The 12,812-nt window shown below is 55.1% G+C and carries 12 protein-coding genes and 2 rRNA genes; 13 read left to right on the forward strand and 1 reads right to left on the reverse strand.

The genetic code is table 11. The features are described 5' to 3' along the window. From BCM02_RS34115 to pssA, 10 genes are all read left to right on the forward strand, one after another. A 23S ribosomal RNA gene (locus BCM02_RS34115) occupies positions 1 to 91 on the forward strand; the annotation flags it as partial. A gap of 67 nt (positions 92 to 158) precedes the next feature. Further along, positions 159 to 275 (forward strand): 5S ribosomal RNA (rrf, locus tag BCM02_RS34120). Positions 276 to 409: 134 nt separating this feature from the next. After that, a complete protein-coding gene (locus tag BCM02_RS34125) occupies positions 410 to 784 on the forward strand; it encodes a hypothetical protein (protein ID WP_148933591.1) in 375 nt (124 codons plus the stop codon). A 697-nt stretch (positions 785 to 1,481) separates the two neighbouring features. Then, positions 1,482 to 1,943 (forward strand): CtsR family transcriptional regulator, encoded by a 462-nt coding sequence (locus BCM02_RS34130; protein ID WP_148933592.1) that lies wholly within the window; start codon positions 1,482 to 1,484, stop codon positions 1,941 to 1,943. Between the two features lie 135 nt (positions 1,944 to 2,078). Continuing rightward, positions 2,079 to 2,603 (forward strand): protein-arginine kinase activator protein McsA, encoded by a 525-nt coding sequence (mcsA, locus tag BCM02_RS34135; RefSeq protein WP_148933593.1) that lies wholly within the window; start codon positions 2,079 to 2,081, stop codon positions 2,601 to 2,603. 24 nt (positions 2,604 to 2,627) lie between these two features. Further along, entirely contained in the window at positions 2,628 to 3,707 is a 1,080-nt protein-coding gene (mcsB, locus tag BCM02_RS34140) for a protein-arginine kinase McsB (RefSeq protein WP_148933594.1), read from the forward strand. Positions 3,708 to 3,709: 2 nt separating this feature from the next. Then, the gene (gene clpC, locus BCM02_RS34145) at positions 3,710 to 6,163 is read left to right on the forward strand and encodes an ATP-dependent protease ATP-binding subunit ClpC (protein WP_148933595.1); all 2,454 of its coding nucleotides are present in this window, start codon (positions 3,710 to 3,712) and stop codon (positions 6,161 to 6,163) included. Between the two features lie 214 nt (positions 6,164 to 6,377). Next, positions 6,378 to 7,745 (forward strand): DNA repair protein RadA, encoded by a 1,368-nt coding sequence (gene radA / locus BCM02_RS34150; protein ID WP_148933596.1) that lies wholly within the window; start codon positions 6,378 to 6,380, stop codon positions 7,743 to 7,745. Positions 7,746 to 7,757: 12 nt separating this feature from the next. Next, positions 7,758 to 8,828 carry a DNA integrity scanning diadenylate cyclase DisA gene (disA, locus tag BCM02_RS34155; RefSeq protein WP_148933597.1) on the forward strand — a complete coding sequence of 357 codons (1,071 nt, stop codon included), beginning with the start codon at positions 7,758 to 7,760 and terminating at the stop codon, positions 8,826 to 8,828. A 104-nt stretch (positions 8,829 to 8,932) separates the two neighbouring features. Beyond that, the gene (pssA, locus tag BCM02_RS34160) at positions 8,933 to 9,676 is read left to right on the forward strand and encodes a CDP-diacylglycerol--serine O-phosphatidyltransferase (protein ID WP_148933598.1); all 744 of its coding nucleotides are present in this window, start codon (positions 8,933 to 8,935) and stop codon (positions 9,674 to 9,676) included. A 128-nt stretch (positions 9,677 to 9,804) separates the two neighbouring features. On the opposite strand, the gene BCM02_RS34165 is transcribed toward pssA, so the two are convergent. Continuing rightward, a complete protein-coding gene (locus BCM02_RS34165) occupies positions 9,805 to 10,200 on the reverse strand; it encodes a nucleoside triphosphate pyrophosphohydrolase family protein (RefSeq protein ID WP_148933599.1) in 396 nt (131 codons plus the stop codon). A 169-nt stretch (positions 10,201 to 10,369) separates the two neighbouring features. Between BCM02_RS34165 and BCM02_RS34170 the strand changes: the two genes are divergently transcribed. From BCM02_RS34170 to ispF, 3 genes are all read left to right on the forward strand, one after another. Then, entirely contained in the window at positions 10,370 to 11,461 is a 1,092-nt protein-coding gene (locus tag BCM02_RS34170) for a PIN/TRAM domain-containing protein (protein ID WP_187434562.1), read from the forward strand. Between the two features lie 71 nt (positions 11,462 to 11,532). After that, entirely contained in the window at positions 11,533 to 12,243 is a 711-nt protein-coding gene (gene ispD, locus BCM02_RS34175) for a 2-C-methyl-D-erythritol 4-phosphate cytidylyltransferase (RefSeq protein ID WP_148933600.1), read from the forward strand. 50 nt (positions 12,244 to 12,293) lie between these two features. Then, positions 12,294 to 12,779, forward strand: coding sequence for a 2-C-methyl-D-erythritol 2,4-cyclodiphosphate synthase (gene ispF, locus BCM02_RS34180; protein ID WP_148933601.1), 486 nt, complete (start codon positions 12,294 to 12,296; stop codon positions 12,777 to 12,779). Positions 12,780 to 12,812: the final 33 nt, after the last annotated feature.

Raw genomic sequence — 12,812 nt, forward strand, 5'->3', positions numbered from 1 at the left:
CCCCTGGAAGACGACCAGGTTGATAGGTTCGAGGTGGAAGCGCAGCAATGCGTGCAGCTGACGAATACTAATCGGTCGAGGGCTTATCCTAAAAGATTAAACCAGCTGAAGAAGATGTAAGTTTCGTATCCAGTTTTCAGGGTGTACTGCCTTGAATGTTTGGTGGCGATGGCGGAAGGGAACCACGCGTACCCATCCCGAACACGACCGTTAAGCCTTCCAGCGCCGATGGTACTTGGACCGCAGGGTCCTGGGAGAGTAGGACGTCGCCAAGCACGAATGACCGACCACAGTGATGTGGTCGGTTTTTTGTCGTTTCCGTTTGTTATCCTCATGTGGATAACGAGAACGGTTTGAAGAGACACTAACGAGGTTCTTATAGATCACTTGTTGCATGAGGTGATTCCCAGTGGCAGAAAAGGCGTTTTTGGCTTACTTCAAACGTCCGGATCAAGCGGAAGCTGCGTTGACGAATATGAAAGACATCGCCGTGATTGCATCGGCAATAGACCGAATTGATGGATATGCAGGCGGTGGTGGTAATAACACCTTTAATCCGTATGCGGGCGACTTTCAAGGTCTTGGCAGTCTGACCTTGAGTGGAGATTTCGATAATCCGGATGCCGGCGTATTGGCAGCTGCTAGCGTTAGCGCAAGCGGTATGAGCTCAGGAGGACCGGAGAATCGGGTAACGGGCAGAGATGTTTTGCTGACCGTTATTGTGGATGATGAAGATGCAGAACGAGTTGCGCAAATATTGGAGGACTGTGGGGCTTTACGATAGGTTTCAACGCCAGTCTAACCGATAGCACTAAAAACGACCAAAGCTGCTAGGTGAAGAGGTTCATTTTCTCACCAGCAGCTTGCTTTGTCATAGTCGCTGTTTCAACATCAGCATCTGAAGGTAATGAAAGCGCATTTGTATTCACGTAATCGTTGGAACTGTCGCGCTTTTTCACATATTCACACAGTTATCCACCTTTCACACACGGACAAGTGATTTTACTTTCCGATCTCGCGAGTTATTAACTTGTTGATAACTGGGCAAAATAGTCATAATACTAGAGTGCATGATACTAGATAGAATCTGGCGTAAAGCATGAGGCTTGGTCCATGCAAAAGGGTGGAGTCTTGCATTGTTTGACTATGCACGCTTATCGGGTAATAATGAGCGGCTGTTCGTTAAGTCGTGCCCAATGTTTGTCCAACCATGCGGTGCGACAGCGACCTTAAGCGCTTTGCACGCATACGAAGCATTCAACTCCCTTTGGTGTTCAGCCATTCCTGACGCATAAATGCGAGCAGGCGGCTCAACCTAATCCGTGTACAGAATCATCGATGTCAGCTCTTGACCTTTGGATAAAATCGCGTATAATGTAGTTAAAGTCAAAGAAAGTCAAAGTCAACTAAACTGATTTGTTTGACTTTTCCGGCATCGGCCGGCGGAATCGTTGTTTGTCAGCTGTAGGGAGGTTGGCGACGTGCGCAACATTTCCGATTTAATCGAGCAGTATTTAAAGGGCATGCTCCAAGAAAGCACGGAAGGGGCGGTTGAAATTCAGCGTAACGAGCTGGCGGACCGATTCTCATGCGTGCCTTCGCAAATCAATTACGTCATTAGTACCCGCTTTACATTGGAGAAAGGATACCTGGTGGAGAGCAAGCGAGGCGGCGGCGGATACATACGCATACAACGCGTTGAACTTCCGACGCTTAAGGCGATTCAAGGTCATATCGCGCAGACGATTGGCAACGAGGTCGACCAAGCGGCCGCTGAAGGACTGATTTATCAGCTGGAAGAGGCGGAGATGATCTCGAAGCGCGAAGCCAATCTGATTCGGGCGGCAGTGGCGCGCGACGTTATCGCGCTTAAGCTTCCGATGCGCGACGAAGTCCGGGCAAGATTGCTCAAAGCCATGCTTATTACGCTTCTTGTGAAATGAGAACTCATCCCACAGACGAAGCCTCATAAGCCCATCCGGTTCCGTGTAAAGGACATGTATGGATGCGAAGCTTTAGGCGCATGCTTTCGAAGCGAGTTTTGCGTGCTGCAGAACGTTTAGGAGGGATACGCAACCATGCTTTGTCAGGAATGCGGCAAGAGGCCGGCCACTCTCCATTTTACGAAGATCGTCGGCGGCGAGAAGAACGAATTTCATATTTGCGAATCTTGCGCGCGCGAGAAGGGCGAGGGAATACCCGGGACGGCCAACGGATTCTCGATTCACAGCTTGCTCTCCGGCTTGCTCGATTTCGAACCGAGCGGAGGCGGTGCGAATGGCGGATTCGCGGTGAAACAACCGGCTCGCTGCGATAAATGCGGACTGACCCATGCCCAGTTTAGCAAAATGGGACGTTTCGGTTGCAGCAAGTGCTATTCCCAGTTCAGTGATAAAGTCGACCCTATTCTGAAGCGCGTTCACGGCTCGACGACCCATGTCGGGAAAATACCGAAACGGGCGGGCACCACGATCCAGCTGAAACGCGAAATCGAGACGCTGCGGCGCGAGCTTCAGGATCGCATCGAGCGCGAAGAATTCGAGAATGCCGCGCAATTGCGCGATCGGATTCGAGAGCTGGAACGCAATGTTGCCGAGGGGTAGAAGCCGCAGAAGGGAGGAATAGCCTTGTCGAATCGATCATTTGCTCAACATGCGTTAAGCGACTGGATGCAGGGCACTGGCCCTGAAGCCGACATCGTCATTAGCAGCCGGACTCGGATTGCGCGCAATCTGAGGGGCCATCCTTTCCCGATGCTGGCGACTTCGGAGCAATCCAGCGAGGTGATGGAGCGGCTATTGACCGTTCCGGAGGGCGGAAGGTTGAACGGAATCGGCGAATTCGAGACTATTCGATTGTCGGAGCTGAGCGAGCTGGAACGAAGAGTGCTCGTCGAGAAGCATCTGATTAGTCCGAATCTAGCGAACGAATCGCGCAGCGGCGCAGTCATTCTCAGCCGCAACGAATCCATTAGCATTATGGTGAACGAAGAGGATCATTTGCGGATCCAAGTGTTGTCCCCAGGCTTTCAAATTACGGAGGCATGGGAGCTTGCGAGCCGCATTGACGATATATTCGAGGAAGTGGCGGATTACGCATTCGATGAGCGCCGCGGCTACCTTACGAGCTGTCCGACCAATGTCGGGACCGGCATTCGGGCTTCGGTCATGATGCATCTGCCTGGCTTGGTGCTTACCCAGCAGATTAACCGGATTTTATCGGCGATTACGCAAGTAGGACTGGCGGTTCGGGGGATCTATGGCGAAGGCAGCGAAGCGCTTGGCAATCTGTTTCAAATTTCGAATCAGATTACGTTGGGACAATCCGAGCACGAGATCATCGATAACCTGCACGGCGTCGCCAAACAAATCATCGATCACGAAAGGGCTGCGCGTTCGCGTATGCTGCAGGAGTCGAGAATTCGGCTCGAGGATCGGGTATTCCGTTCCTATGGCATTTTGTCGCATGCGTCCATCATGGAGTCGAAGGAATCCGCGCAGCGGCTATCCGACGTCAGGCTCGGGATCGATCTCGGTTTGATTCAACATGTGACGCCGAAGGCAATGAATGAATTAATGGTATTAACGCAGCCCGGTTTTCTCCAGCAGAATTCGGGAGAGAAATTGACCGCCGAACAGCGGGACATCCGGCGCGCTGAACTAATACGTCAGCATTTGCAAAGCGAATCCAATCATGGGGGTGTATGAACATGATGTTCGGAAGATTCACGGAACGTGCGCAGAAGGTGCTCGCGCTTGCGCAAGAAGAGGCAGTGCGGCTTGGTCATAACAATATCGGCACGGAGCATATTTTGCTCGGCCTGAACCGGGAAGGGGAAGGCATCGCGGCGAAAGCGCTGATCGGCCTTGGCCTTAGCTTGGAGAAAATTCAAGACGAAGTGGAGACGCTCATCGGCCGTGGTCAGGAACAGCCGACGAACATTGCCTATACGCCGCGCGCGAAGAAAGTCATCGAACTGTCGATGGACGAGGCGCGCAAGCTCGGCCATACTTACGTCGGCACGGAGCATATCCTGCTTGGTCTGATTCGCGAAGGCGAAGGGGTAGCGGCACGGGTGCTCAACAACCTGGGTATCAGCTTGAATAAAGCACGCCAGCAAGTGCTGCAGCTGCTCGGCAGCAGCGAAGCGGTCTCGAGCAGCCACGGCGCGCCGGCGAACGTCAGCACGCCGACGCTCGATGGCCTGGCTCGCGACTTGACGGCCTACGCGAAGGAAGGTAATCTTGATCCGGTTATCGGTCGTAGCAAGGAGATCGAACGCGTCATTCAGGTGCTTAGCCGCCGGACGAAGAACAATCCGGTGCTGATCGGCGAACCGGGCGTCGGCAAGACGGCGATCGCAGAAGGTTTGGCGCAGAAGATCATTGCCGGAGAAATCCCGGAGACGTTGCGCGACAAACGCGTTATGACGCTCGATATGGGCTCGGTCGTGGCGGGTACGAAATATCGCGGCGAATTCGAGGATCGCCTGAAGAAAATCATGGATGAAATCCGCCAAGCGGGTAACATCATCCTGTTCATCGACGAGCTGCATACGCTCATCGGCGCGGGCGGCGCGGAAGGCGCAATCGATGCCTCTAACATCCTGAAGCCGTCCTTGGCTCGCGGCGAGCTGCAGTGCATCGGGGCGACGACGCTGGATGAGTATCGCAAATATATCGAGAAGGACGCCGCGCTGGAGCGCCGGTTCCAACCGATAACGGTCGACCAGCCATCACCGGAAGAAGCCATTCAAATCCTGACTGGACTGCGCGACCGTTACGAAGCGCATCACCGCGTGAAAATCACGGATGACGCCATTGAGGCGGCGGTCAAATTGTCCGATCGTTACATCACGGATCGGTTCTTGCCGGACAAAGCGATCGACCTGATCGACGAGGCGTCCTCCAAAGTAAGGCTGAAAACGTACACCGTTCCGCCTAACCTCAAACAGCTGGAGAACCGACTGGAGGATATCCGCAAGGAGAAAGATTCCGCGGTACAAAGTCAGGAGTTCGAGAAAGCGGCGGCGCTGCGCGATACGGAACAGAAGCTTCGCGAGGAGCTCGACGTGACGCGCAATCAGTGGAAAGAAAAGCAAGGACGCACGGATTCGGAGGTAACGCCAGAGGATATCGCGCAGGTAGTGGCGAGCTGGACGGGTGTACCGGTTAGCAAGCTGGCGGAAGAAGAAACCGAGCGTCTGCTCAAAATGGAGGATATTCTCCACGACCGCGTTATCGGTCAGAAAGATGCCGTCAAAGCCGTTTCCAGAGCTATCCGCCGCGCCCGCGCAGGTCTGAAGGATCCGAAACGCCCGATTGGCTCGTTCATCTTCCTCGGACCTACAGGCGTCGGTAAAACCGAGCTGGCCCGTGCGCTCGCGGAAGCGATGTTCGGCGACGAGAATGCGGTCATCCGCATTGATATGTCGGAGTACATGGAGAAACATTCCACATCTCGTCTGGTCGGCGCGCCTCCGGGGTATGTCGGCTACGAAGAGGGCGGGCAGCTGACCGAGAAAGTGCGCCGCAAACCGTACTCGGTCGTCCTTCTCGACGAGATCGAGAAGGCGCATCCGGAAGTATTCAACATCCTGCTTCAAGTGCTCGAAGACGGCCGCCTGACCGACTCCAAAGGCCGCGTCGTCGATTTCCGCAACACGCTCATCATTATGACGTCCAACGTTGGCGCGGATCAAATCAAACGTAATTCGTCGCTTGGCTTCACGGCCGTTCATGATGCGGGTCGCGAATTCTCCCAGATGCGGGAGAAAGTCATGGGCGAGCTGAAGAAGAGCTTCCGTCCGGAGTTCCTGAACCGGATCGACGAAACGATCGTGTTCCACTCGCTGGAGCAGGAGCATATCGCCCAGATCGTCACGCTCATGTCCGAGGAGCTTCGCAAGCGTCTACGCGAGCAGGAAGTGGACTTTACGCTTACGGATGAGGCGAAAGCATTCCTGGCGAAGGAAGGCTTCGATCCGGCGTACGGCGCGCGTCCGCTGCGCCGCGCGATTCAGAAGCATATCGAGGACCGTCTGTCCGAAGATCTGCTGCTCGGCAAAATCAGCAAGGGCGACGCGCTCGTTATCGACGAGAAGGACGGCCAGTTGACCGTCACGCATACGGCTCCTGCCCAAGAAGAGCCGGCAACCAAATAAGCATCTACGAAAAGGACGCCTCCCGCTCCACGCGGGGACGTCCTTTTTTGCGTTAAATCATTTCAACTGATAAACTGTTACGGGAGGGGAACGTATGATCGCTCCCGCTTTTGTTGAATCCAAGTTCCGTGCGAGACGTAATAAAAAGTAGCACCATGGATGCATCCAATGGTAAACTTTGAGATGAACCCTTGCACATGAGAAGGAGCCGCACATGGCAAAACTGAAAGTGAAATTCGCTTGTACCGACTGTGGGACGGAGTCGCCGAAGTGGCTGGGCAAATGCCCGGGCTGCGGTGCCTGGAACACGATGGTGGAAGAGAAAGAAACGGTCGTCAAGACGCAGGGCATGGGCTCTTCGATCATTCAGACGAAAGAAAAGCCGCGTCCCATCATACACATAGAAAGCGGGCAAGAGCCTCGCATCGAAACCCGACTGCAGGAGCTGAACCGCGTGCTGGGCGGCGGGGTCGTGCCGGGATCGCTCATTCTGGTCGGCGGGGATCCGGGCATCGGCAAATCGACGCTGCTGCTTCAGACTTCCCATGCATTAGCCTCTAAAGGATTGAAAGTGCTTTACATTTCGGGCGAGGAATCCGTTCGCCAAACGAGACTGCGCGCGGATCGTCTCGGCGCGCTTACCGATAAGCTGTACGTGCTGTGCGAAACGAACATGGATCAGGTGAACGAAGCGATCGAGGCGGTGGCGCCGGATTTTCTCGTCATAGACTCGATTCAGACGGTTTACGATCCATCCGTGCAGTCCGCGCCGGGAAGCGTGTCGCAGGTGCGGGAGTGCACGGCGCATTTCATGCGGGTCGCGAAGATCAAAGGCATTGCAACGGTGTTGGTCGGGCATGTCACCAAAGAAGGAGCCATCGCCGGTCCGCGGCTGCTCGAGCATATGGTGGACTGCGTGCTATATTTCGAGGGCGAGCGCCATCACAGTTATCGCTTGCTGCGCGCGGTGAAGAACCGTTTCGGCTCCACGAACGAAATCGGCATTTTCGAAATGGGCGAATCCGGTCTGCGCGAAGTAAGCAATCCGTCGGAATTATTCTTGTCGGAGCGCCCGCTTGGCGTATCCGGTTCGACGGTCGTGGCGAGCATGGAAGGCACCAGGCCCGTGTTGGTTGAACTGCAGGCGTTGGTCGCGACTACGAATTTTCCGTCGCCGCGCCGGATGTCCACGGGCATTGACCATAACCGGATGGCGCTCATTATCGCGGTGTTAGAGAAGCGGATGGGTATGTTTTTGCAGACGCAGGACGCTTACCTGAACGTGGCCGGCGGGGTGAAGCTCGATGAACCGGCGGTGGATTTGGCCGCGGCCGTCAGCATCGCCTCGAGTTTCCGCGATGCGCCGACAAGGCCGTTCGACGTTATTTTCGGCGAGATTGGATTAACGGGCGAAGTTCGGGCGGTAGCTCGAGCCGAGCAAAGGGTGAAGGAAGCGTATAAGTTAGGATTCAAACGCGTGATCATGCCGGAAAAAAGCCTGAAAGGCTGGAGTCCGCCGTCCGGCATTGAAATTATCGGCGTCGAGACGGTTTCGGACGCGCTGAAGGCAGCGCTTGGGTAGAGGGGGCAAATAATGAAGGAGCCGAGTCAACAGGAAATAATGAACCAGCTGCTGCAGATGGTTGCACCCGGCACGGCATTTCGGGATGGGTTGGAGAATGTGCTTCGGGCAAAGACGGGCGCGCTGATCGTAGTCGGTTACAGTCCGGAGGTGATGGAAGTCGTCGATGGCGGCTTTTCGATCAATTGCGATTTCTCCCCGAACTATTTGTACGAACTGGCGAAGATGGACGGCGCGATCATCCTCAGCGAGGATCGCAAGCGGATTCTATACGCGAACACGCAGCTAATACCGGATAGCTCGATATCCTCGAGCGAGACGGGCATCCGGCATCGGACGGCGGAGCGGGTGGCCAAGCAGACGGGGAAGCTTGTCGTGTCGATCTCCCAGCGGCGCAACGTCATTACGCTCTATCAAGGACAATTGCGCTATTCGCTGAAGGAAATGGGCGTTATCCTGACCAAAGCGAATCAGGCGATCCAGACGCTGGAGAAGTATAAGGTCGTGCTGAGTCAATCGTTCACGAACTTGTCAGCCTCCGAGTTCGAAGAGCTCGTTACGCTGCAGGAGGTTGCCCATGTCATTAAACGGGTAGAAATGGTTATCCGGGTCAAGATGGAAATCAAACGTTATGTGAATGAGCTGGGGACGGAAGGCAGACTGATCTCCATGCAGATGGAGGAACTTGTCGGAGGCGTCGAGGAAGAACTGTGGTTTTTGCTCAAGGACTATGCCAAAGAAGACAGCGAGGATCGAATCCGGGATATCCGCAACAGCATCCGCAAGCTGACGAGCGAGGATTTGCTGGATGTGCCGCCGATCATCAAGTTGCTCGGTTATGCGGGGACCGGAGCGGAAGACATGGTGGCCCCGCGCGGTTACCGGCTGCTGAGCAAAATTCCGCGACTGCCGTCGGTTATTATGAACAACCTGGTGGAACACTTTGATCATCTTCCTCACGTCCTGATGGCGACCATCGAGGAGCTGGATGCGGTAGACGGAATAGGCGAGGTTCGTGCGCGCGCAATCAAAGAAGGACTGAAGCGGATCCAAGAGCAGATGTTCATTGACAGGCAAATTTAAATCCCATACAATGTGAAGATGCGCCATAATGGTTGGATTTTACAGGTGAATGGACGCAAGCGTTTATTCACTTTTGGGGCATAGTAAAGATGAGGTGGAGCTTAATGTTTACGAAATCGATACCGAGTCTTTTCACCGTGGCGAATTTGTTTCTAGGCATCGTCGCGATTATCCTCATCTTCCCGGAGAATGCGCGGTACGATTTGGCTGCGATGATGGTTATCATCGCCATGCTCATGGACGGGGTAGACGGACGGGTCGCCCGCGCGTTGAACGCGCAGAGCGAATTCGGCAAAGAACTCGATTCCTTATCGGATGTCATATCATTCGGCGTAGCGCCGGCTTTCATTATGTACAGCGTGGCCTTTCAGGAATTAAGCGCGGCACCGGCTTGGATTATCACCGCGTTGTTCCCGATCTGCGGCGCGCTCCGGCTGGCTCGCTTTAACGTCATCACAAGTCACGCGGGTTACTTCATCGGTCTTCCGATTCCCGCGGCGGGCGGCGTGCTCGCGACGCTTGCGCTCTTTCACAAAGAGATCCCGGTCGTCGTGCTCATGGGCAGTACCCTCGTGTTGTCGTTCCTGATGGTCAGTACGGTGAAGTACCCGAATTTCAAGAAGGTGGGCATACCGCGCAACGCGATTTGGGTCGTGCCGATCGTCGTTCTCGTTTCGGTAGGACTTGCGCTCTGGCTGCCGCAGCATTTATCCAAAATCATTTTCGTGCCGCTCGTGCTCTACGCGCTGTACGGCCTAAAAAAAAACGTTGATCGACGTCTCCCTTGGCGGAGTCGCAAACAACGCAAAGAAGCGCAGGACGACGTCCAGTCGGAGCACAGCGCTTAAGCGAACTCGGATCAACGCGCCACAACCCGGACATAATCGAACCGCCCTGCTCATCCGAAGGATGAAACAAGGCGGTTCTTTGCGTTTTCATATGATGAGTGCTGAGGTGTGCTCCTGATCGGTGAGGGTTACGTTAAATTAAATAAACCGAGCGTGGCGCATTTGTTCGATTCGTGCGACACGACTTCGTCGAGCTTGATGTCCAGCAGATTGCACATGGCGGACATGTAGAACATATTGCGGCCAAGCTCGTTCTTGATGGCGTCTTTGCAATGCTCGCACAGTTCGCCGGAAATATGGTGATGCAGCTTCGTCTTTGCCTGTTCCAAATTGACGTCGTCGGGGTATTCCTGTTTGCGCGCGTTCAACTCGATACATCCACATTCGGTTACGGATTTCGCAACGGCACGGTTGACGGCCGCGCCGGATTGGCCGTACTTCGATAACACATCCAGCAAGCTCCGGTGCCGCAGCAGAAGTTCGGATACTTGCTGCTGAAATTGCTCCAGCGTCGGGGTGCTCATCGATTCCACCTCATTTCGGGATTGGCAGTGCTCCCCTCTATTATAAGGCCCGCGAGCGGTCATTTCAAAAGACTTTTAGCATCTTGATTTTCCTCCAAAAAGTGTAAGCCGCCCACGGTTAACCTGAGAAATATTGGCGCATAATTGTTAATGGAGGTGGATTCATGTGATGAAACGAATTATTCAAACCCTTGGCTTGGCATTCGGCGCGATGGCCGGAGCGCAAACGTATGGGTGGATGAATGCGGGCGCGGTGTGGGCTTCCCAATCTTACGGCATGCTCCAACGGTCCGGAAGTTATTATTTGAACGCCGGCATCGGCGCGTTATGCGGTCTTGTCTTGGCAACCATGCTTTCGGGCACGATTATTCGATTGGTGGAACGGGGAGCGGAACGGACGTCTTCGCTGCCAATGGGACAGCTTTTATCTGGTGGGGCGGGACTTGCCGGAGGGCTTGCGTTGTCGGCGCTGATTTATCCGGCCGTATCGGGCTTGTCCGGCATCGGGCTATTCATACCGGTAAGCATGACGTTATTCTTCGGTTACTTCGGCTTGCGGATTGGACTGAGCAAACAAGCGGAGCTGGAAGCGGGCGTGGGAGCCTTGCTTGCGCAGCGCGCAAAGGCGGCGGACCCCAGCGAGGACAGCACCTATGAGGAACATAAAATTTTGGATACGAGCGTCATTATAGACGGACGGATCGCCGATATTTGCAAAACCGGATTCATCGAAGGAACGCTCGTTATTCCAGAGTTCGTCTTGGAAGAGCTGCAGCATATCGCGGACTCGTCGGATTTGCTCAAGCGTAACCGGGGACGGCGCGGTCTGGATATTTTGAACAAAATCCAGAAGGAACTCGACGTCAAAGTGCTTATTTACGAGGGCGATATGGAAGACGGAGAAGTCGACAGCAAGCTCGTGAAGTTGGCGAAGGCGCTCCATGGCAAAGTGGTGACCAATGACTTCAACCTGAACAAAGTGTGCGAGCTGCAGGGCGTCTCGGTGCTAAACATCAATGATTTGGCGAATGCGGTCAAGCCGGTCGTGCTGCCTGGCGAAGAGATCGTGGTGCAAGTCATCAAAGACGGCAAAGAGCACGGCCAAGGCGTCGCGTATTTGGATGACGGCACGATGATCGTCGTCGAAGGCGGACGGGACTTCATCGGCACGACGATGGAAGTGCTGGTGACGAGCGTGCTGCAGACGTCGGCGGGACGAATGATTTTCGCGAAGCCGAAATTGTTGGAAAAAGCGCTGTAACACGGTATGATAGTACTCGTGCGATGCTTCCTCTGAGGCATGGTAAGTTCACAGCGAGGCGGTTGAAGGGAATGCCGGTAACGAAGGCGCAATGGGGCGTCGTCATCGTGGCTGCGGGACGCGGCACGCGGATGGGGACCAAAGAGAGCAAGCAATATTTGCTGCTGCAGGACAAGCCGGTGCTTGTGCATACGATGGAGCTGTTCCAAGGCATGGACGACATCGCGGAAATTGTGCTTGTCGTCGGCGGCGATGACGTATCCCGCTGCGAGACGTTCGCGAGCGAGTACGGCCTATCGAAGGTAAAGGCGGTCGTGCACGGCGGAAGCGAACGTCAGCACTCGGTGCTGCGCGGTTTGCGCGCTACCGGGACGGAATGGGTCATGGTGCATGACGGCGTAAGGCCGCTCGTCACCGCCGAAGCGGTCCGCCGGTGCATGCGCGAAGCGGAGCGCTCCGAGGCTTGCGTGCTGGCCGTTCCCGTTAAAGATACGATCAAACAAGTCAATGAAGCCGGCGTGATCACGGCGACGCCGGACCGGAGAAGCTTGTGGGCGATTCAAACGCCGCAAGCTTTTCGGCATGTACGGCTGGTGGAGGCGCATGAGCGCGCGCAAGCGGACGGCTTCATTGGCACGGACGACGCGGTCGTGGTGGAGCGATACGGGGGCATAGCGGTCACGGTGGCGGAAGGCGAGTACACGAACATTAAGATTACGACGCCGGAGGATTTGCCGTATGCGACGTTCCTGCTTGCCCAGCGGAGCCAAGCAGAAGGATAAGAAGCGGGAGTAGCCATGCCAACCATAACGGGAATAAGGAGAGGACGAACATGATACGAGTGGGACAAGGGTTTGACGTGCATCAATTGGTGGAGGGACGGCCGTGCATTATCGGCGGCGTCACGATTCCATATGAGAAAGGGCTGCTGGGCCACTCCGACGCGGACGTGCTGCTGCATGCGATCAGCGATGCGGTGCTTGGCGCCCTGGGGTTGGGCGATATCGGCAAGCATTTTCCGGATACGGACGAAGCGTTCAAGGACGCGGACAGCTTGAAGCTGCTCCAACATGTGTGGGGCTTGGCGAAGGAGCGGGGCTATAAGCTTGGGAACGTCGATTCGACGATCATCGCGCAGCGTCCGAAGATGGCGCCGTATATTCCGCAAATGGCACAGGTGATCGCGGATGCGCTCGAAGCCGAAGACCTCTCCCAAGTGAACGTCAAAGCGACGACGACCGAGCAGCTCGGTTTCACCGGACGGGGCGAAGGGATCGCCGCGCAGTCGGTTGTCTGCCTCGTGAAGAGTGTGCTATGATCGTGGGATAACATGAGGTAGAAACGAAAAGGA

Origin of the sequence: Paenibacillus methanolicus (assembly GCF_008124765.1) — a bacterium.
In the GTDB taxonomy this organism is placed as follows: domain Bacteria; phylum Bacillota; class Bacilli; order Paenibacillales; family Paenibacillaceae; genus Paenibacillus_Z; species Paenibacillus_Z methanolicus.